Annotated in this window: 23 protein-coding genes; 11 read left to right on the top strand and 12 right to left on the bottom strand. The window is 43.8% G+C overall.

Translation table 11 applies throughout. The features are described 5' to 3' along the window. The first annotated feature begins 68 nt into the window (after nucleotides 1-68). Entirely contained in the window at nucleotides 69-308 is a 240-nt protein-coding gene (locus QUA50_RS09375; protein WP_333263193.1) for a DUF433 domain-containing protein, read from the top strand. Between the two features lie 28 nt (nucleotides 309-336). On the opposite strand, the gene QUA50_RS09380 is transcribed toward QUA50_RS09375, so the two are convergent. Beyond that, a complete protein-coding gene (locus tag QUA50_RS09380; protein ID WP_333263196.1) occupies nucleotides 337-480 on the bottom strand; it encodes a hypothetical protein in 144 nt (47 codons plus the stop codon). Nucleotides 481-588: 108 nt separating this feature from the next. Here QUA50_RS09380 and QUA50_RS09385 point away from each other — a divergent pair, with 108 nt between their 5' ends. The 3 genes from QUA50_RS09385 to QUA50_RS09395 all read left to right on the top strand — a co-directional run bounded on the left by QUA50_RS09385 (nucleotide 589) and on the right by QUA50_RS09395 (nucleotide 1,470). Then, a complete protein-coding gene (locus QUA50_RS09385; protein WP_333263199.1) occupies nucleotides 589-786 on the top strand; it encodes a hypothetical protein in 198 nt (65 codons plus the stop codon). A 21-nt stretch (nucleotides 787-807) separates the two neighbouring features. Continuing rightward, nucleotides 808-984, top strand: coding sequence for a hypothetical protein (locus QUA50_RS09390; RefSeq protein WP_333299361.1), 177 nt, complete (start codon nucleotides 808-810; stop codon nucleotides 982-984). Between the two features lie 123 nt (nucleotides 985-1,107). Then, complete coding sequence (locus QUA50_RS09395) at nucleotides 1,108-1,470, top strand: nSTAND3 domain-containing NTPase (RefSeq protein WP_333263204.1); 363 nt, start codon at nucleotides 1,108-1,110, stop codon at nucleotides 1,468-1,470. A gap of 389 nt (nucleotides 1,471-1,859) precedes the next feature. On the opposite strand, the gene QUA50_RS09400 is transcribed toward QUA50_RS09395, so the two are convergent. The 3 genes from QUA50_RS09400 to QUA50_RS09410 all read right to left on the bottom strand — a co-directional run bounded on the left by QUA50_RS09400 (nucleotide 1,860) and on the right by QUA50_RS09410 (nucleotide 3,353). Next, complete coding sequence (locus tag QUA50_RS09400) at nucleotides 1,860-2,228, bottom strand: transposase (protein WP_333263207.1); 369 nt, start codon at nucleotides 2,226-2,228, stop codon at nucleotides 1,860-1,862. Between the two features lie 169 nt (nucleotides 2,229-2,397). Further along, complete coding sequence (locus QUA50_RS09405; protein ID WP_333298654.1) at nucleotides 2,398-2,727, bottom strand: hypothetical protein; 330 nt, start codon at nucleotides 2,725-2,727, stop codon at nucleotides 2,398-2,400. A 203-nt stretch (nucleotides 2,728-2,930) separates the two neighbouring features. Beyond that, entirely contained in the window at nucleotides 2,931-3,353 is a 423-nt protein-coding gene (locus QUA50_RS09410; protein ID WP_333263210.1) for a hypothetical protein, read from the bottom strand. 115 nt (nucleotides 3,354-3,468) lie between these two features. Here QUA50_RS09410 and QUA50_RS09415 point away from each other — a divergent pair, with 115 nt between their 5' ends. The 3 genes from QUA50_RS09415 (at nucleotide 3,469) to QUA50_RS09425 (ending at nucleotide 5,957) form a co-directional block, all read left to right on the top strand. Beyond that, nucleotides 3,469-4,776 carry an IS701 family transposase gene (locus QUA50_RS09415; RefSeq protein ID WP_333263307.1) on the top strand — a complete coding sequence of 436 codons (1,308 nt, stop codon included), beginning with the start codon at nucleotides 3,469-3,471 and terminating at the stop codon, nucleotides 4,774-4,776. 275 nt (nucleotides 4,777-5,051) lie between these two features. Beyond that, nucleotides 5,052-5,567 carry an SMC-Scp complex subunit ScpB gene (scpB, locus tag QUA50_RS09420; RefSeq protein ID WP_333263211.1) on the top strand — a complete coding sequence of 172 codons (516 nt, stop codon included), beginning with the start codon at nucleotides 5,052-5,054 and terminating at the stop codon, nucleotides 5,565-5,567. A gap of 42 nt (nucleotides 5,568-5,609) precedes the next feature. Then, the gene (locus QUA50_RS09425; protein ID WP_333263214.1) at nucleotides 5,610-5,957 is read left to right on the top strand and encodes a DUF760 domain-containing protein; all 348 of its coding nucleotides are present in this window, start codon (nucleotides 5,610-5,612) and stop codon (nucleotides 5,955-5,957) included. 315 nt (nucleotides 5,958-6,272) lie between these two features. Here QUA50_RS09425 and QUA50_RS09430 read toward each other — a convergent pair whose 3' ends face one another. Continuing rightward, entirely contained in the window at nucleotides 6,273-7,493 is a 1,221-nt protein-coding gene (locus tag QUA50_RS09430) for an HhoA/HhoB/HtrA family serine endopeptidase (RefSeq protein WP_333263216.1), read from the bottom strand. A 304-nt stretch (nucleotides 7,494-7,797) separates the two neighbouring features. Here QUA50_RS09430 and QUA50_RS09435 point away from each other — a divergent pair, with 304 nt between their 5' ends. Then, entirely contained in the window at nucleotides 7,798-8,721 is a 924-nt protein-coding gene (locus QUA50_RS09435) for a M23 family metallopeptidase (RefSeq protein ID WP_333263218.1), read from the top strand. A 69-nt stretch (nucleotides 8,722-8,790) separates the two neighbouring features. Then, entirely contained in the window at nucleotides 8,791-9,051 is a 261-nt protein-coding gene (locus QUA50_RS09440; RefSeq protein ID WP_333298656.1) for a hypothetical protein, read from the top strand. Between the two features lie 361 nt (nucleotides 9,052-9,412). Here the strand turns inward: QUA50_RS09440 and QUA50_RS09445 are convergent, their stop codons facing one another. Further along, complete coding sequence (locus tag QUA50_RS09445) at nucleotides 9,413-11,530, bottom strand: calcium-binding protein (RefSeq protein ID WP_333263220.1); 2,118 nt, start codon at nucleotides 11,528-11,530, stop codon at nucleotides 9,413-9,415. Nucleotides 11,531-11,660: 130 nt separating this feature from the next. Here QUA50_RS09445 and QUA50_RS09450 point away from each other — a divergent pair, with 130 nt between their 5' ends. Beyond that, nucleotides 11,661-12,239 (top strand): hypothetical protein, encoded by a 579-nt coding sequence (locus QUA50_RS09450; RefSeq protein ID WP_333263223.1) that lies wholly within the window; start codon nucleotides 11,661-11,663, stop codon nucleotides 12,237-12,239. A gap of 101 nt (nucleotides 12,240-12,340) precedes the next feature. On the opposite strand, the gene QUA50_RS09455 is transcribed toward QUA50_RS09450, so the two are convergent. From QUA50_RS09455 to purS, 3 genes are all read right to left on the bottom strand, one after another. Next, nucleotides 12,341-13,144 (bottom strand): DUF4058 family protein, encoded by an 804-nt coding sequence (locus QUA50_RS09455; protein ID WP_333263226.1) that lies wholly within the window; start codon nucleotides 13,142-13,144, stop codon nucleotides 12,341-12,343. A 327-nt stretch (nucleotides 13,145-13,471) separates the two neighbouring features. After that, the gene (purQ, locus tag QUA50_RS09460; protein ID WP_015177256.1) at nucleotides 13,472-14,173 is read right to left on the bottom strand and encodes a phosphoribosylformylglycinamidine synthase subunit PurQ; all 702 of its coding nucleotides are present in this window, start codon (nucleotides 14,171-14,173) and stop codon (nucleotides 13,472-13,474) included. A gap of 289 nt (nucleotides 14,174-14,462) precedes the next feature. Beyond that, on the bottom strand, nucleotides 14,463-14,747 hold the full coding sequence (gene purS, locus QUA50_RS09465) for a phosphoribosylformylglycinamidine synthase subunit PurS (protein WP_333263231.1): 285 nt from the start codon (nucleotides 14,745-14,747) through the stop codon (nucleotides 14,463-14,465). 143 nt (nucleotides 14,748-14,890) lie between these two features. On the opposite strand from purS, the gene QUA50_RS09470 reads away from it, so the two are divergent. Then, a complete protein-coding gene (locus QUA50_RS09470) occupies nucleotides 14,891-15,283 on the top strand; it encodes a Fur family transcriptional regulator (protein ID WP_333263234.1) in 393 nt (130 codons plus the stop codon). A gap of 441 nt (nucleotides 15,284-15,724) precedes the next feature. On the opposite strand, the gene QUA50_RS09475 is transcribed toward QUA50_RS09470, so the two are convergent. From QUA50_RS09475 to QUA50_RS09485, 3 genes are all read right to left on the bottom strand, one after another. Further along, the gene (locus QUA50_RS09475) at nucleotides 15,725-17,935 is read right to left on the bottom strand and encodes a peptidase domain-containing ABC transporter (protein WP_333263238.1); all 2,211 of its coding nucleotides are present in this window, start codon (nucleotides 17,933-17,935) and stop codon (nucleotides 15,725-15,727) included. A gap of 135 nt (nucleotides 17,936-18,070) precedes the next feature. Further along, nucleotides 18,071-18,253 carry a hypothetical protein gene (locus tag QUA50_RS09480; protein ID WP_333263241.1) on the bottom strand — a complete coding sequence of 61 codons (183 nt, stop codon included), beginning with the start codon at nucleotides 18,251-18,253 and terminating at the stop codon, nucleotides 18,071-18,073. A 169-nt stretch (nucleotides 18,254-18,422) separates the two neighbouring features. Further along, nucleotides 18,423-18,650 carry a secretion protein HlyD gene (locus QUA50_RS09485; protein ID WP_333263244.1) on the bottom strand — a complete coding sequence of 76 codons (228 nt, stop codon included), beginning with the start codon at nucleotides 18,648-18,650 and terminating at the stop codon, nucleotides 18,423-18,425. Nucleotides 18,651-18,808 lie beyond the last annotated feature (158 nt).

The following is an 18,808-nucleotide window of genomic DNA, read 5'->3' on the forward strand; positions in this document are numbered from 1 at the left end:
TAGATCCAAAAAGCAATGACATCAGCTTTAATTTATCCTCATATCGAGAAAGTAGCGGGTCAACCCGCGTGCGAGTTGCTCAGATTGTGATGGATTATCTAGCTTACGGTTGGTCAGTGGAAGAAATGTGTCGCCAGCATCCTTATTTGATGCAGTCAGAGGCTCATACAGCAATGATTTATGACTTCGACTTTCAAGCTAAAATTGAGCAGGAGATTCGGAGGGAATGGGAGCAGGTACAACAGAACAAATCTCTGCTTTCGCCTTCACCATTTTTCGTGAGAATGCGAGCTAAGGGGTTGTTGTAAGTGGTATTTGGAACTCCTTGCTTTAGCCTCAGAATCCGATGAATGGAGGAATGCTGTTGAGTATATTCCTTTTTAGGGCGATCGCTTTTTGGGAATGAAAGGGCGATCGCCCTTCAGTTAGATTGGTTAATGTAGGGGCGATCGCTCTTTTTAGGAGGGATATGTGGCTCAAACTAAAGACTTGTCTGGATGTGCATGATTGAGGCTTCTCTACTCTGGAAGCTAGGATAGTTAATGAAAAGCTACCTACCTAACTCACTCCATTTACAATTGGTAAGATATGGAACCCTTCACGGCTGGCGCGATCGCAACTTTGGTTTTAACGAAAGCCATTGAAAAGAAAGGCGAAATTTTAGGAGAAAAAGTATTGGAGAAAGGCAGCCACTTGATGCAACTGCTCAAGCGCAAATCTCCTGATACAGCAAGGGCAATAGAATTAGTAGGACAACATCCAGAATTAGTTGAACAGCAGCCATAGGATTATGGACAAGCCGTTTTGGTGGAAAAAGTAGAGTCAGCAGCAAAATCAGACTCTGAAATCGCGCTGGCAGTTCAAGCTTTGGCTGACGCTGTGAAGTCTCAGCCACAAACAAGTCAGAATATTACGAACATGGCAGACAAAATTTATGGAAACATTCAAGGAGGTTTTAACCCGAACCTTACTCAAAACTTCTGACTGAATTCGCTAGAAGGGGAACGGGTAATTGTGCCTCTAGAAGAGCAAGAGATTGATGCCCAAGTAAAAAATGAATTATCCGATGAATTTTATCGCGGAATTTCAGCTCGTTACTAGCATATTTTGGCGGATGTTGATGTCTTGCGTCATAAAAACTTACAACAAATAGCTAAAAGATTTGAAGAAAACATAGTCGTTATTATCCACGGCGCTTCTGGCAAAGGCAAGACAACTTTAGCATTTCGCTATCTTCGCCAATTCTTTTCAGACAAATCGCGCTTTAAAGTTCAAATAATTGATAGCATAAAACACATTCTTAGTATTGCGACAGCTATAGCCGCTCAAGCTAATTTAATCGGTATACCAATTGCCGTTTACTTGGATGTTTCACCCAACGACATTGGTTGGACTGAGTTAGTCAAGGAATTATCTACTCATAGAAGCATTCGAGTTCCTGACGGAGTGACAAAAGAGTCAAAATCTTGATAAAATCAAGGACATTGCTCTCAAATTCCTCTGAAAAAATAGCAGATTGTTACGTCTAATTCTCATTAATAAGCGCAACTATTTCTTGGCCGAACTCTATTCCAACCACCCAAAATTGACCAGATAATTCCATCCAACAACTGCTGTGACGGTGATAGGATAGCTTGCATTCAGTCAACCCTCCCGTATATTTTTGAATTACCATTTGCTAGATTTTGTTTCCTTGGATAACAGCACAACTGTAAGCAATAGCAATGACTAAAATCGAGCTTTTTAATCGCTCATTGTTAGCGTGACTCTTCTCGCTCATTGTAACTAGCTGTCTTACAGTTCTTGAACATACCTTCAATACCGCTGCGACATTTAAAAGCAGCAATTGCTGACCTCAATTACCCTAAATTAGTCAGCAGATACCAACCTTCTTCATCCACTTTTCCTAGATATTTACGGCTCCAATAACCGGCGACATCAAAATAACTAAACCCTTTTTGTTGGGTCACTTTAACTCGGGTTAGATCGAAGCTACTTCTTGGTAGTAATCCTAACTCAGATAAGTGGACATAATCGGCTTCTTCTGATTCGATATAACGCTCCTGTTTAATTCTAAGAACAAACTTTACTTGCTGCTCACACAGCCAAGACGCCAGCTTGACGCTCCCAAATTCACGGTCGCCTAATATAATTATTTCATAATCTTTAAGCAGTTCTTTTACCGGGCTAATTAGATATTGCTGCTCGGCGATATTCCTGCTACCCATTTTGTTTAAGAGCTGCCAGTATAAAGGAATACCTCGCTTGTCCCAAATCAGACTAATTACAAAAACGTTTTTGTCGCGCCACGCTCGTGCGATCTATAGCTACCTTTAACGATTTATGATTTTTTAATTTTTCTTTCAATATTTCTTGAACAATACGGAACCACAGGCGTTATATTGGGAGTAAATTCAATTTTTTAAATCTTTGTAAGCTGTGCCTGTGGCTTTCAACTTGAATTGGATAAAGCATTAAAGAAGCTAGCAATTTCAGGCTTACTTGTTTATGGCAAGTAAACAGATATACCAAAATCTTTAGAGTTACATATTCGGTGGCTTTTAGTTGTTGTTGTAGGTGGAGAGCGATTGTATTTATCAATATTTTTTCAGACTCGGGAGTGACTTTGCGAAAATTACCTGGGCTTCTTTTATCTAAAAAAATATCCAAATTATCGGGCTCTCCATCAACTGACCGATAAGCTACCGTTGTGTAAGCAATCTCCATAAAACCACTGATTTATTAATAAAGTTTTCCGTCATTTATTAGCAATAAGATTAGAAAATTTTACCTCACATAATTATCATCAGACTCTTTTAAGAGTTTAATGAGTCTCTGTTTTTGATGTTTAGAGAGATGGTTTTTGGCTGGGATACATTATAACTAATGAGCGCTTATGTTATGTTTATATTATACAATGTAGCTGCGTATCAGCTTATCTGCCAGTACAAAGGTAAAGCTCTCTTGTCCCCAATTAGGCTAATCATCAACAGATTTTTATCTCGCCACGGCGTTCGAGCGATGGCGACCTTCAACTCTTGTTTATTTTTAAACTGAGTTCTCCCGATATATTTAAGCAGAGGAAACCAAAGCTTTTCAATCTTGAGGATAGGCACCTTGAGAAATCGTTGAATAAAACGTTGTCGGCTCTCCAAAATGATTGGGTATGGCATCAATTTCGCCAATAACTCAATACTCACTTTTTTATGGGTTAGGACGAGAAAAACTAAAATAGTCAGAGTCAAGTATTCGGTGTTTTTGAGCTGCTGTTGGAAACAAATTTGGTATGCTTGAGGTAACATTTTTAAATGATGGGGCTTCTTAACAAGACTGACGCTATCTTTTTTTACCAAAAATATGTCATAACCCCGTCATCTGTATTGGTTGATATATTTTACACCCTAACCCTCTTTTGTCACTTTCGTGGTAGTATAAGCAGTGACACACCCCAAAAGCATTGCCAGTCCTATGGTAGAGCCTCGTCAACCAGTACCCACAATCAAATTTATAGATGAATACTGTCAAATATACCAAAACATATTTCCAGAAGTTGGGAGCTTTGAAGCTTTTAATTACTTACATATCGGTATGATCTCGGATCTCAAACGCAAAATGCTACCATCTATAGCGAAAGTTATAGGGCTAGATCATCAAGCATTACACCATTTTATAACACAATCACTTTGGGATGTAAAAAACTTAAGTCGGCAACGATTTGAATTAATATTGTATGTAGTTCAACTGCGCCTAATACTACTAAAAATTGACGATACAGGATATAAAAAAAAGGGGGAAGCTACTGATTATGTAAAACGGCAGTACATTGGAAATTTAGGTAAAACAGATAATGGTATCGTTGCAGTTACAGCATATGGTGTTTTATCTGGTATGACTTTTCCTCTATTATTTGAAGTTTATAAACCGAGAGAAAGACTGCAACCAGGAGATGAATATCTAACTCAACCTGAACTTGTAGCAAAAATGAGCGAACAATTGCGTGTGATTGGATTGAAAGTTAATCTTGTTCTAGCAGATAGTTTATACGGAGAAAGTAGTAAAAATTTTTTTCAAATACTAGATAAAGTGAATTTTAATTTTATTGTAATAATCCGCTATAACCACAAAAAATGGGGAGTTACAGACGCGAAAGTCAAATATTCAAATAGGCCAATATTCAAACGTGTCTTCTCAGATTTCAGCTCGGAAGACAGATATATAAGAGAGATTATTTGTGGTGATAATCCGGAAATTAAATATGGGGAAATCACAACTGATAAAGAGGAGCTATCCAAAAAAACTACTTGGTATGTAATGAGTAAGTTTTCCAACATTACACCCACAGAAGTTAGTAATTTTTATGGTTTAAGAACTTGGGTAGAATATGGTTTGAAGCAAAGTAAAAACGAATTAGGATGGGCAGATTTTAGCTTAAATAATTATCCACAAATAAAACAATGGTGGGAAATTATTTTTAGCGCTTATTTGATGGTTAGTCTCCACTCTGAACAACTGCTAAAATTATCACCACAATCTGAGTTTAATTTTTCATCACATCCAGGGTGGGATGAAGGAAAGGGGTGTCAGAATATTCTTAACAACCTCCGTTTAATAGTTCAACCATTTGTACTATTTAAATTTATTAAAATTGGGCTAGAAGTTTTTACTGTTCCTAAGTTATCCGAAGGCTTTTTTCAACTTCAAATCCTTGTCACCAACTTAAATCGTTCAATTTGTCAAAACCTCAATCTCCCTTATTTTCAGTTTTCCTCTGCGTAGATTTAGAAAAGAGGGTTAAGCTCAGGAGAGGCAGAAACGTTATATATTTCTGTGTCTCGGACTAATCTAAAAAAATAAAATTAATAGTGTAGGTTTTGTTTCTCAACCTAACCTAAACTATTAATAATTTGTGTAAGGGGAATGTTTATTACTAACTCTCATTATTCACGACACCGAAGTTACGGAAATACGGATAACTGTTGTTTTCCTGAGTCCTTCTTCCTTGCTTCTTGCTTTTTCTTTCAACGTCCCAATTCCTTGTTACTAATTCCCCAATGACTCGCTTAGCCACAACAATAGAAGCCATACTTTACCTAAAAGGTCAGCCAGTGTCGATCGCAGAAATTGCCGAGATTGCCAAGTGCGATCGAGCCGAAGCCGAAGACGCCATCATCGAACTCATGTCTGACTCATCCCACCGCGACAGTGCATTAGAAGTCGTCGAAACCCCCACAGGATACAGCCTGCAACTCAGAGAAGAGTTTGCCAGTTTAATGCAAACTTTAATACCTCCAGAATTAGGTGTGGGAGCTTTGCGGACGCTGGCTGCGATCGCCCTCAAAGGCGGCATCGCTCAGCCAGATTTAGTTAACTTGCGAGGTTCTGGAGCTTACCAACAAGTGCAGGAACTTGTAGAAATGGGTTTCGTCCGCAAACGGCGATCGAGTGAAGGGCGGTCGTATTGGTTACAAGTTACCGAGAAATTTCATCGGTACTTTCAAGTAGACCAAATGCCAAAACAATTGCAACTTGACTTTCAGGCAAATTTGTACCCAAGCAATGACGAGTAGTTTGAAGTAGAATGTAACCAGCCAGAAATTAAGAATCGCCAAATGGTTTTTCAGCCTGACTTTGACACATCCAATGCCCAACAAACCGCAGTCAATCCACTGCTGAAGTACCTCCAACACCAATCCCCGGAGGTTCTAGCCCACGTCGCCAAGTCCGTCAGCCCCGACATCAGAGAAATAATCTCTCATAACGTTCAAGGACTTGTCGGCGTTTTGCCTTCAGAAAATTTTAACGTCGAAATTACCACCGATCGCGAAAACTTAGCAGGTTTGCTAGCTTCAGCGATGATGACAGGCTATTTTTTGAGGCAAATGGAGCAAAGGATGCACCTCGAAGAAAATTTAGCAAGCACCAGCTCGATTAAACCAAACTCGCCCAAAGACAAGTAAAAAAATCGACGGGTTGGGGAAGTCAAAAAGATGAAAGTTGTTCAGAAAAATCCATAATCCTGAATCATGGAGGCAGAGGGAATTAAGAAACCGGGCTGTTAACCGGCTATCCCTCGCGCTACACCGAGGCTTTTGGTGAAAAAACTCGGTTGGTTACTGCTTCCTAGACTATAAAGCATCCGATTCATCTTCCATCCTCCACCCTTGCAACTAATACCAATTGCAAAAAAGAATGCAACTGCAGATAAGCTCCAAATCCTTATGCAGTAAGTCATTCTTAATTATTTAATCGAAAATCGAAAATCGAAAATGGTATTACCCACCGGCGGAGCTACCCGATAGGGGAAAAGCACCCGGACGTACTTTAATATTCTGAACTTGACCCAAACGGTTAATTTCCAGTTCTAGTTCTTTACCCACAACAGTGTTTTCCACCCGTTCTTGCACGTCACTGGGAGTGTTAACCGCAATTCCGTCAACTTTTTGAATGACATCTCCAGGGCGCAAGTCGGCTTTTTGAGCGGGGGAATTTTCCACGACTCGCGTCACGGCTACGCCTCGATCGAGGTTAATTTTATTATTATCGAGCTGTTTGTTGAGTTCTGCCTTAGTGGCGGCAGTCAAGCTGACCATTTGAATGCCGAGATAGGGATGTTCGGCTCTACCTTTGGCGAATAGCTGATCGGAAACTCGTTTGGCGGTTTCGATCGGAATTGCAAATCCCAAGCCTTGAGCGTCCGCGCGAATGGCGGTATTGATACCAATTACTTCGCCTTGGTCATTGAGTAGCGGCCCGCCAGAATTGCCGGGGTTGATGGCGGCGTCAGTTTGGATGAAGCGGACTCGCTTGTCGGGGATGCCGACTTGGGAACTCGATCGCCCTGTAGCGCTGATAATGCCCACAGTCACGGTATTGTCGAGACCTAAAGGATTGCCGATCGCGATCGCCCACTGTCCCGGTACAATATTGTCCGATCGACCCAAAGCCACCTGCGGCAGTTCCTTAGCATTAATTTTAACCACAGCCACATCCGTCAGCGGATCGACTCCCTGCACCTTACCCTCAAACTCGCGGCCGTCTTTAAGCGTCACCTTGACAGTATCCGTCCCGGAGACAACGTGAGCATTAGTAACGATGCGGCCGTCAGAAGTGAGAATAAACCCGGAACCCGTACCTCTCTTGACTCGTTCTTCCGGCTGCGGCAAATTGTCCCCAAAAAACCGGCGAAACAAAGGATTTTTGAATGCTTCCGGCACTTGATTCGCCACCTTGCTTGAGGCGTCAATCCGCACTACAGCCGGGCCGACTTTTTCGGCTGCTTCAGCAATAAAATTGGGATTGCTGCGATCGACCGCCCGATTTTCCAGAACAGGAGGAGACGCATAGGGGGGAATTTGCTGGCGTACTACTGGCAAAACCAATCCGGTTTCCAGATTGTTTGAGCCTTGCAGATAGCGATTTCCCAACCATCCCATACCTCCGCCGATTGACAGCAAAGTCACATAAAGGGTCGCTTGCTTAAAAGATAAACTCATTTAATAACTCCCGCTAAGTACCTCATCCCCGCAGACAGGTTCCGAATCAAGCATTTTTGTCTTGGCGACGGGAAGGAAGCGGGGCGGGGCGTACCGCTTCCTCAAGAACATAGCTGTTAACAGGCAGGCGCCCATCGGCATCACAGGCAATTTTGCCGGATTTGCCAAGAGCGAATCAAACTAATAATTCTCATCCTAACTTGGCTTAGCCTGGGATTTACAGTCTGGGGGGTGGCTAGAGCTGTCAAATATGTAGTTTCACAGGATTTTAAAATTGTCAACTGTCCGAAATGAATACTTTTTTATGTACAAAATGACTTGGAAACGCTTATTTCCGCTGATTTTTGCATTAATTTGGTCGATCGCACCCGTTGGGAAAACGGCGGCAAATACCGAGATCCCACCTGCAAATCTTCCTTTAGGTGCACCTGTCGAAAACCCCGACCCCGCCCGCGATTGCCCGAGTCCGGCTATGTCTCGGTTGCGCCGCCACACTGTGGCCCAGGGCGAAACAATAGAAAGCATCGCGCGGCAGTACAATGTGAATCCTGCGGCGCTGATCGGGATCAATCCGATGTTGCGGGGCGGTGGAGTATCTGCTGGAAGTGCGATCGTCATTCCTCCGTACAGTGGCAGCGAGGTAGAAGTGCCTGCGGGCTGGAATTGGCAAAAACTAGCAGAAGCTTACAAAGTGCCTGCAGATTTGCTATTTGAGGCGAATGGGTGCAGGCCTTTGGGGAAAACGGTGTTTGTGCCTGCGGTGAATAGGTCGATCGGGCCTTCTATCAATCCCGATGCAGCGCCATCGGTGCAAGGATTTCCGCTGCCCGCCCCTGCAGTGGAAGCTTTGCGTTACGGGCGGCAATTGCATCAGGCGCGGCGCGAATTTTTTTTCCACAGCGGCGTAGATTTTTTGGCGTCGGAGGGTACGCAGGTTTTGGCGGCGGGCGAAGGGACTGTCGCCTTTGCCGGGCAGCAGGGGGATTACGGGAATTTAGTAGTGGTGAACCATGAAGCGGGGAAGCAAACGCGCTACGCTCATTTGAAAGATATTGCGGTAAAAGTCGGTCAAAAAGTGCTGTCTGGAGAAGTTTTGGGAACTGTGGGGACGACGGGAAAACGGGACATTCCGCCATCTCATTTGCATTTTGAAGTTCGGTACAATTCGGGTTTGGGTTGGGTTGCTGAAGACCCGCTGCTTTATTTGCAAGCGACTATTAAAAAATAGGATTGTTAGTGTGCAGGGGGGGGTGACAACCCGCCCCACATCCAGACGGGGTAAGGATTGAGCTGTGTTGTGGTTAAAAAAGATAGGCAGCAGAATTATTACACGATTGCCTATACCAAAAAATATGTTACCAACATTTTACGAGACTCACTTACAAAAACAACTGACGCAAACCCGGTTTATTTTACTCACAATCTTTTTGAATCTGATAGAATCCGAGAAACAAGTAACGATCGCACTAATCGGGTTCCCATTAATCACTTATTGGTGAACAACTTATTGCCCGATCGCACATTTCTCTCAAATTCGATCGCCCTGAAACCGACTTAAAATTTGTCTGCTTTGTCGCACGGCCCGCCGGGGGTTCAAACCCCCGTCTCATAGCGCAAGTCGGTTGAAAACCGACTGAAAATTCATCCTTAAATCAATCTAATTCTTCAGTCCTCTTTCAGAGGACTTTCGCTATGAGCCGGGGGTTTCAACCCCTGGCGGACTCGGCGACGAACCAACTAGCCCCTGGCGCGGACTAACTAACGGACTAACAAATCAAATTCGATCGCACATTTCTCTCAAATTCGATCGCCCATCCACAAAAAATGCGATCGGCCTTAAGCAAACTCTACATCACACTGAAATTCCCAATAATTCCTGTAGGGGCGGTGCCCCCGTGCCCGCCCGACTATACCCATTATCACCGCCGCGTCAAGCCCTCTACCGAAGTAAGGGTATAGACATTAGGCAAGAAATCTAGGGGATTAGGAGCTGCAAGAAGATCAAATGATAGTTGTTTGTAATCATCAGCAAATAGTCCTCCTCCCTGTCCATTCCCAATCCCAACGTCTAAGAAATTATCCAAGCTTTCACTACCTGGTCCTCCTAGCTCTCTGCCACGATTTGTCAAAGTGAAATTTAACTCTCCTTGACCCTTTTTATCTTCTGGAATTAGAAAACTGGTAGATCCAAGACCTTTTTGACCAGTACCCGTGATCTCTACAATTCTGCTGTCGTTGTCTGGATTCGAGTATTTGACATTCAGGTTAGCAGTCCCCAGATAAGGGATAGCAGACGGTTGTATCTCTATTTTTAAAGAGGCAGTGGATGGTGCTGGGGGACTTGGATTTGTACTTGGCGGTGGTGGAACTGTTGGAGATTGCGGATCGCAAGCATTGATTCCTAATTCTTTGCGAAGATTAGATGATAGTTCGCCCTTACCATCAAAGAAAAATTTGTTGATTCCACTAAATAAGTTTTGAACTGAATCGCCAATCTTAATGAATTTTTCCAAGGGATTTTTCTTTTGTACTGCTTTTTTGAGGTCTTCGTCGTTGCCAAACAAAGCTGCACAAATAACACTAGAATTTTGGCTCATTCCTGCAAATGCCTCAATGACACTGCTTCTTCCATTTGTTGGTAATCCAAATTTTGCCAACGCAGAGCCAGCTTTAGCAACGTTATTCAATGGAGCTACCATCTCTGCTGTTTTCGCAACTGCTTCACAAAAACCTTTGCCAAAAATGCAACTAATCTCTAATGCTAAACCTTGGGCAAAGTCAGTTCCCAAGTCTCCAATTCTCCCAACTTCTGTTTCGCCTGTCGCACTTTTTTCTATTACGCTGGCTGAGTTATTGTCAATTCGTTGCAGAATGACTGAATTGGAGGAACCTGCTTGCTGGAGTTCCGCTCGCGTTCCTTCTGGATTGTAGCGAACTGTGTAGGGTTGAAGGCTGCTGTTGTCTTGATTCGATGGTGTGTATCTGACAGATTCCTGATACACTTGAGTGTCAGTTTTCTTGATGGTAGAAACAAACTGACTTCCATCACTGCCTGCTAGAATCATTTCATAAGTATCTGCTGATATTTGTCTAGCTGTCGGGGTGTCGTAAGTTACAATGTTTGCCTTTACTAAGCGTCCTTGCACATCTGCTGGTGAGACTCCTACAACTCGACCCAAGATCGCACCAGTAGCGCTATTTTTAATTACCGTATCTGAAGTTCCTGGTACGATAGAAGCTGCTTCTAAAGTCACTCCTGCTTCTGTTAAACCGTCAGTTAGTCCAATAAAATCATCGTCTTTATTGAAGTCGGTGATTATATCGGCAGCAGAGGTCGTGCTCGCAGCACTACCACTGGGCAAAACAAAAATATCTTGACCCGTACTGCCAGTCAAAGTATCTATCCCAAAGTCACCGTACAAGACATCATCGCCGTTGCTACCGCCTATTAAGTCATCGCCCTTTCCTCCATAAATTGTGTCGTTCCCTTCGCCACCGGAAAGAGTATCGTTTCCTTGATTTCCGTTCAGAAAATCGTTCCCCAAGCCGCCGTAGAGCAAATCAGCACCACCTCGGCCTTCAATTCGGTCATTTCCTTCGTCGCCATAGACGACATCCCCAGATTCCGAACCAGTAATCGAATCCGCACCGCCTAAACCCCGCAAACCGCCGATGAGAGTATCCAGCAAGCCAAGGGGAATTGTAAATGTGTCGCTTTGCTCAGTTAAAATGTATGCACTACCATCGATCGAAAGTGAGCCACTGCTGACTTGAGAAGTCGATCGCCCAATATCCCCATCAAGACTACCGGAGATAAAGTCGTTTCCCGTGTTACCATTCAAAAAGTATGGCGCGATCGAACTTTCTAGCGTATCGTTGCTTCCCAAGCTAAAGATATTCTGGATATTCTGAGCATTCGATACTGTTTCTTGAGTTGTGGCTTTTTTTGAGCCACAGCCGCAATCAGCTTGATTCTTGGCGCTGCTACCGTTCAATATGTCATCGTTCTTGTCCAGCAAAGCTAAATTGTCACGCATATACTGTTGCTTTGTGTTGGTGATTTAAGAAATCTACCTCACCTGTCTCATCTATGTCTTGACCAAAAAAGCCCGAAAAAGACTGAAAAAGCCCGAAGTTTCCTTAACTTTATATTTCTTCACTTAACCCATGCAGCCCAACGACGATCGCCCGTTGCAAGCCGTCCCTGACGATAACGAACTGCTAAAATTGGTCGATGGTCTAATATTTGAAAAAACAGGTAAACATCTCAACACGCTGCAACGGCTACTGTTTCAGGGAATGTATGATGGTAAAACCTACGAAGCGATCGCTCGCGACACCCGCTACACTACCAAATACGTCCGAGAAGTCGGCTACAAGCTACTCAAAACTCTCTCCGCAGTGATGGATGAAGAGATGCAAAAAGGCAATCTCAAAGCTGCTGTCGATCGCAGAAATATTAGCAATACCTCCAGTAATAACTCAAACTTCGGCAGAGATTATATTCATCAATACGTCGAATACGTCCACACCCTCAACCTCAACCCCTGTCTTTCTGAACCTAGCAAATCTGACAACAAATACGCCACTGAATCCAGATTCAAAACTCAGATAGAACGCCTCGAAATTGATGTTGCTGATGTCGTTTGTAAGTTGCACAGTCAAGGTATCGAACCATGCCAAATCGCTCAGTTGCTCGGTCTGCCAGATATGACGGTAGAAACAATATTGCGTGAATTATCATAGCTAAAATGCGAGATATTTGTAGGGTGCGTCGCTGGGAGATTTTCAAGTTGATTTAGAGATTGTCGATCGCGACGCACCCTACGATATAAAGTAAAATATAATTAATTATCTCGAAGTTCTTTTTCTTGCAAAAGTTGGATAGCCCAAACCCGATCTTCTTCCGATAGAGACGGTACGGGTTCTTGATTATAGTCGATCCGATAATCATAGCCAGCGCGATCGTAAACACCTGCAAATATTTCTGGGAAATTAACAATAGGTTCTACATCTTCCTCGCGCAAGGGAAGCGGAAATATAGGTAGAGAATCGCGGAGATTAAAAGCATAAAGTTCGGCAAACGGACGGCGATTACTGGGACTGACTAAAATCCGATAATCGCTTTGAATAGAATTGTTAAGGATGGGCATAGATTCCCATTTTCGCAGTAAATCGATTTCGACTAAATTGGTTAAACTACCTAAAATACTCTGGCGTTTTTTGAGATAAGTAATTCTTCCTTCTCCACTACGTTTGTTCACGGGAGAAAGAATTTCAATTGCGGTGACAACTTGTTTAGTTGCCATTTCTCGCACTTCCAAGTAAGTCTGTTTAATTTTTTGAGGAGCAGGCACTTTGACGGTAGTCGGAAGTGTTATAGTTAAAGTGGCAACTGAACCTGTAGGAATATTCGGGTTATTAGATTGACGCTTAATCGCGACATCGGGGATACCTACTAAAAGGGAGTCGCTGTTACTGTCATTTGGATCGGTAATTTCATAGATGCGTTTGTCGATTGCAACCTCATATTTAGGGCGAATTTGAGGCATGATGGTATCCGCGATCGCGATAATCAATCGATTGTGATTTTCCTGCCAGAAATCGGGGTGTTCTAAGTAGGGGTCCATTCCAGGAAAGGGTGAAGGCATAGGACTGTTTTCCGATGTATTGACTTTCCAATCATTTTAGCATTTTTAATTTGGTAGGTGCGTCGCTTTAAAGCGAGGCAGAGCCTCTGGATATAGGTTCCCAGGCTGAGGCTGGGAACCAGTTAAAGCTTGTCAAAAACAGGCAGGATGACTGTTCCACAGTAATTATTGGAGATGTCTATTTGTAGATGAATTTAATCTGTTGTGCAACAGGCCGGAAAGCCTGTTGCAAAGAGCGGGCTTTCCGGCCCGCCCCACAATAAATTTAATCTGTTGTGGAACAGGCATCTTGCCTGTTCCTAAAATTATAGACACTCCAAATATCAACTACAAAACAGCAGCAACAGTTGCCATCAACAACCCTTGAAACAATTTCACCCCATCAGTTTCGCCCAACATCGGATCGGAAGCTCTCTCAGGATGCGGCATCATTCCTAACACATTGCCTTGGCGATTGCAAATGCCGGCAATATTATTTAACGAACCGTTGGGATTGCCAGCATCGCTAATTTTGCCCGCCTCTGTGCAGTAGCGAAACAGCACTTGCTCGTGCTCTTCTAGTTCTGCTAATGTATCGGCATCAGCATAATAGTTGCCTTCACCGTGGGCGATCGGCAAATCGATGATTTCACCCGTAGTATAAGCGGCAGTCCAACGAGTATTACCGCGTTCGACTTTCAAAGAAGCGCGATCGCAAATAAAATTCAATCCCGCATTCCGCACCAGAGCACCGGGCAACAAACCAGCTTCAGTCAACACCTGAAAACCGTTGCAGATACCCAATACAAGCTTTCCTTGTTTCGCGTGTTCCGCAGTAGCCCGCATTGCCGGAGAAAAACGGGCGATCGCGCCGCACCGCAAATAATCTCCGTAACTGAAACCACCGGGAATTACAATGACATCAATATCCGAAATATCGGTATCTTCGTGCCAAATCATGCGAGTTGGTTGGTGCAGTAACCCTTGAGTCACCCACACTACATCGCGATCGCAATTTGAACCAGGAAAAACAATAACTCCAAATTTCATAAGCAGAAGGAAGTTCGGCAACAGATTTTGTAACGGATGTAACGGATGTAACGGATAGAAGGAAGAGGTGTCAACTTAAGACTGAAATCTTATGTTTTTCTCCCTTGTATCGAAGTCTCGATCCCCCTAAATCCCCATTAAGAAGGGGAGTAGGGGTTGACTTTGAGTATTGCGAGTTTTCGTGTTTTTAACAGAGACTTTGAAAACTCTTGTCCCACCCCCTACTCCCCTTATTAAGGGGGGTTAGGGGGGATCTCCGGGTTTAAAAACACCCTACGGACGATCGCATTTATGGCGCCGCTGTCTCCACAGCAACAGGAATTTCAGTCAAATCAAAGCGATAATTTTCAATCACTGGATTGGCCAAAAGTTGGTCGCAAACGCGATCGAGTTGTTCGCGGGCCTCCGATTCACCAGCAGCCGTCAGCGTCAATTCAACGTATTTCCCGATTCGCACGCGCTCAACATTGTCGTATCCCATGTGTTGCAAACCAGACTGTACGGCAGTGCCGGCGGGATCTAAAACAGAAGGGCGGAGGGTAACATAGATTTGGGCAAGATATTTCTGAGTCACGGGAATGTTGCGGTATGTGATGTGAAAGTTAGCCCCATTGTATTCTACAACCGAGCTGCGCGCCGATCGCCATTTGGTTAGCCCAAGTAAGATAGCCTAGAAACAGCGACAGATTTGATTCCAGCAGATTACACAAAAAAATTATGAGAACCAACCGCACCCGCAGTCAGGAGCGTATTTTAAACTTGCTCAAAGTCCTGAATCGATCGCTCTCAGCCCAAGATATCTACTTAGAACTGCGTAACAGCGACCAAAGCATGGGCCTAGCAACCGTTTACCGTTCCCTCGACGGTTTAAAGCGAGAGGGGTTCGTTCACGTCAGAACGCTTGCTAGTGGAGAGTCTCTCTACGGTGCCGCCCACCAAGACCAACATCACTTAACTTGTCTCGAATGCGGCACATCAATTACGATCGACGAATGCCCCGTCCACCACTTAGAAAGCCAACTGCAACAATCTCATTCTTTCAAGATTTATTATCACACTTTGGAGTTTTTCGGATTGTGCGGTCGGTGTACTTTGGCTCAAGAATCTTAGGATCGCGAATTAAATAACTTACAATTTTAATGGTTATTGTGGGATGGGCGTCCCGCCCGTCCTTAAAAGACGGGCTCTTAGGCCCATCCCACTTTCTAGAGTGGAAGTTATTTAATTCTCATTCCTTAGAGAAGTTCTTAGTCATGAGTGACATCAATTCCGGTTGCACGAGCGAAATGATTGTTGACTGTTGACTGTTGAGTGTTGACCGAAAGCATCCAGGATACCCGCCACGTGATTCATTCCGAAAGCAGACTCAGGACGGAGAAATAAAAAACCTGTATCCGATAAAGGATCCCCCGAATTTATCTCGCGCAAGTCAATGCTTCAATTCTTTAATCTAAAATCTAAAATCTAAAATCGATTGACTCGGTGTCGAACCGCGCAGGCGGGTTTTGTTTGTGTAGCGACAGATTTTAACCTATCGTTTTATTAACTCGCTCAAGGATGCAAAAACTCTAAATGGTCTCCTGGAATAGAGCGCAATTTTGCAGCAGAGCCTTGCATTTTCAACCGGCCGCGCTCTAACATGATAATCCAATCGGCGCGATCGATCACTCGCGGCCTGTGACTGATAAAAATCGTCGTTTTCCCGTGCCGGTACATCAATAAATTTTCTAAGACTTCCGCTTCGCTTGCGGGGTCAAGCCCTGCGGTAGATTCGTCTAAAATCAATACGGGAGGGTTGTTGAGAATGGCGCGGGCGATCGCCAATCTCTGTCTTTGTCCGCCAGAAATATTCGCTCCAAACTCCCCTAAAACTGTTTGATATTTATCAGGCAATTGGCTGATAAATTCATCCGCCCCCGCAATTTTGCAGACTTTAACAATCTGTTCAAAGCTGATATCTGGACTGCCCAAACGAAAATTTTCCATAATCGAACGGCTCCAAAAATGCGCTTCTTGAGGAACCAATACTACCTGCTGTCTGAGACTGTCGAGAGACAAATCCTGCAAGTTATAAGCGCCAATTCTAATATTACCAGATTGCAGCGGATACAGACCAGCAATTACTTTGGCTAGCGTACTTTTTCCGCAGCCGGAATGACCGATTAAAGCAATTGCTTGACCGCCGGGAAATGTGACAGAAAAATTTTCCAGCAAGTCAAGTCTGCCGGGGTAGTGAAAATTAACACTCTTGCAAACAATACCGTCGCGGTTCTGAATTGTTACGAAAGGTTTATTCGTATCGTCTTTAGTTTCCGGTTCAGCATCGATGACTTCCGACAGGCGTTGAGTAGCTGTTTGCACGCGAGTCATTTCATCAGTAAATCCTACTAGCGAATTTACCCAAGTAGTAACGTTTTGATTCATGCTAATAAACGCTAGCAACTGACCTATACTCAATACCTTGTCAATCACTAAACCGCTACCAATCCACAGCAGAGTAATGCTGCCAGCAGAGGCAAAAAAATCAGAAAATATATTGTTCAAAATGCCAATTTGTGTAGTGCGAAAAGTGAGCTTTGCTAAGCGACCGAAGCGGGTTTGAAATTCTTCCCAAAGTTGCTGACCGCTGCTAGTAGTTTTGACAGTCAGCGCGCCTTTAAAAGTTTCTACTAAAACGCCTTGAGTTTCGGCTTCCAATACCAATAAACTGCGCGTTTTTTGCTGCAGTGCGGGCAGAAACACCACTGTAGAGGCAGTCATTAACAGAGCTATAGCTGTAGCTGCTAACGTCAGCTCCTTGCTGTAAAATAACATAAAAATAAAAGAAACTACAGCTATAAAAAATTGACTGGGCAAGCTGATAGCGACTTGAGAAACTAATTTATTGATTTCTTGAATATCTTGTAATCTACTGACAATTTCGCCACTGCGTCTAGTTTCGTAAAAACTCAAAGGCAATCGCAGGAACTTGCGCGCAAATTCCATCACCAATCCCAATTCTAAACGCTGGGAAAACTGAGCAATTAAGTTCGATTGTACCAATCCTAAACTGCTGCTAAAAAGGTTCATAACTATAACTGCGAGCGCCACACTCGCCAGGAGTTGTCTGTCGCCCCGCACCAGGATGTCGTCGGTGAGCATTTGAACTAGAAAAGGCGAAGAAATTGACAGCAAACCCAACACTGCATTCAGCAAAAATGCTTCCATTAAAATCGGGCTATAAATCCCAATCCGGCGCATCCATTTTTCTAAGGAATTAGCGGGCGGTTGACCCTCTGCGGCTGCAAAAAACCGCTCCGCATCGGGTTCTACTAGCAAGCACAGCCAATCTGTCCAAGCTGCTGCTAATTCTGCTTTAGAAACATAGCGCATACCGACAGCCGGATCGCCGATCGCATATTGGTTGCCCTGTTTTCCGTACAAAACAACCCAGTGAGAGCCGCTCCAGTGAATAATCATCGGTAGAGGGGCATCATCGAGCTTGTCTAAAATAGCAGCGGCTGCTCGCACAGATCGAGCATTAAAGCCGATCGCCTCAGCACCTTGTTTCAAGCCAAGTAAACTCGTCCCTTTTTGGCCGGTGCCCGCACATTCTCGCAAGCGGCTAATAGTAAAATTTTGTCCGTAAAATTTCGCGATCGAAGCCAAACAAGCCGCGCCGCAATCTTCTTCGCTCTGCTGGAGAACAACCTGATATTTCTTAAACCTGTTAACTTGTCCGAATAATGGCATTTTGCCGATCAAAGGGATGTTCTTGAACATTTTGCAAAATGAATAATGGTAGAGCATAAAGAAGATTACTCATCACCAACTACCCAATCAGCAAAAAGCACCCATAAAGTTATGGGTGCTTTCTCGATTCCACAGTTATAAATCTGAATTGCCTAGCACTCAACTTTAGTAGTAGGCGTAGCGGACTACTCTTCTGTATGAACCGTCGCAATTCCGGCGGTACACGACCCAACTGCGCCGCTGCGGGTGACAATTGTATCGATTGGCATAATAGTGACCGCCGTTGACGCTAGCTGATTCTTCAGATGTAAGTTCAGCAAACAGTGAATTGTCCTTTGTTTCTTTCATGATTGGACTCCGTTTAACTTAATAAAATTGAAGGGAAACTAGAAATATTATTTAATTTCTAGAGTCTCGTGTAAATACTGAGTAATACTTCTTGTAGTCCTGTGCGACATCCGGAATACTACGGATAAATTTTCAAAATTTACTCGATCGCACAACTTGACTCAGCTATCTAAACCACTAGGGTTGGGTAAGGGCGATCGCGGCTCGGATCGTACAGATAAAACTGCCTAGGCGGTGGCAGGAAAAACAGCATATTCAGGCCATAGCTGCTGCTGTTATCCGTCTCGCTGTTGTTATTAGCACCGCTAACACCGCTGGTAATGCTGCCACCGTTGACAGTAGCAGATTCTCCATCGGTTAGTTCGATGAAGAGTGAACCTTCTTGATTTTCTGACATAAATAACTCCTATTAATACCTATGTACTTACTTACTACCTACGCATACAGTAAAAACCCGGTAACAGCGCCAAAACTCATGGCGGAAACGCCGTATTTTCATGACCGCGAATTTCAAAGGTGATACCCGCCACGTGATTTATCCGTGGAATCAATCCC

Source organism: Microcoleus sp. M2_D5 (assembly GCF_036701935.1).
Classification (GTDB): Bacteria; Cyanobacteriota; Cyanobacteriia; order Cyanobacteriales; family Microcoleaceae; genus Microcoleus.

What these genes read in the sequence shown, in the direction of transcription:
- QUA50_RS09385 (WP_333263199.1), top strand. Translation starts at nt 589, where the DNA reads ATGGAACCCTTCACGGCTGGCGCGATCGCAACTTTGGTTTTAACGAAA.
- QUA50_RS09400 (WP_333263207.1), bottom strand. Translation starts at nt 2,228, where the DNA reads ATGGGTAGCAGGAATATCGCCGAGCAGCAATATCTAATTAGCCCGGTA.
- QUA50_RS09405 (WP_333298654.1), bottom strand. Translation starts at nt 2,727, where the DNA reads ATGGAGATTGCTTACACAACGGTAGCTTATCGGTCAGTTGATGGAGAG.
- QUA50_RS09415 (WP_333263307.1), top strand. Translation starts at nt 3,469, where the DNA reads ATGGTAGAGCCTCGTCAACCAGTACCCACAATCAAATTTATAGATGAA.
- scpB (WP_333263211.1), top strand. Translation starts at nt 5,052, where the DNA reads ATGACTCGCTTAGCCACAACAATAGAAGCCATACTTTACCTAAAAGGT.
- QUA50_RS09425 (WP_333263214.1), top strand. Translation starts at nt 5,610, where the DNA reads ATGGTTTTTCAGCCTGACTTTGACACATCCAATGCCCAACAAACCGCA.
- QUA50_RS09430 (WP_333263216.1), bottom strand. Translation starts at nt 7,493, where the DNA reads ATGAGTTTATCTTTTAAGCAAGCGACCCTTTATGTGACTTTGCTGTCA.
- QUA50_RS09435 (WP_333263218.1), top strand. Translation starts at nt 7,798, where the DNA reads ATGTACAAAATGACTTGGAAACGCTTATTTCCGCTGATTTTTGCATTA.
- QUA50_RS09445 (WP_333263220.1), bottom strand. Translation starts at nt 11,530, where the DNA reads ATGCGTGACAATTTAGCTTTGCTGGACAAGAACGATGACATATTGAAC.
- QUA50_RS09450 (WP_333263223.1), top strand. Translation starts at nt 11,661, where the DNA reads ATGCAGCCCAACGACGATCGCCCGTTGCAAGCCGTCCCTGACGATAAC.
- QUA50_RS09455 (WP_333263226.1), bottom strand. Translation starts at nt 13,144, where the DNA reads ATGCCTTCACCCTTTCCTGGAATGGACCCCTACTTAGAACACCCCGAT.
- purQ (WP_015177256.1), bottom strand. Translation starts at nt 14,173, where the DNA reads ATGAAATTTGGAGTTATTGTTTTTCCTGGTTCAAATTGCGATCGCGAT.
- QUA50_RS09470 (WP_333263234.1), top strand. Translation starts at nt 14,891, where the DNA reads ATGAGAACCAACCGCACCCGCAGTCAGGAGCGTATTTTAAACTTGCTC.
- QUA50_RS09475 (WP_333263238.1), bottom strand. Translation starts at nt 17,935, where the DNA reads ATGTTCAAGAACATCCCTTTGATCGGCAAAATGCCATTATTCGGACAA.
- QUA50_RS09480 (WP_333263241.1), bottom strand. Translation starts at nt 18,253, where the DNA reads ATGAAAGAAACAAAGGACAATTCACTGTTTGCTGAACTTACATCTGAA.
- QUA50_RS09485 (WP_333263244.1), bottom strand. Translation starts at nt 18,650, where the DNA reads ATGTCAGAAAATCAAGAAGGTTCACTCTTCATCGAACTAACCGATGGA.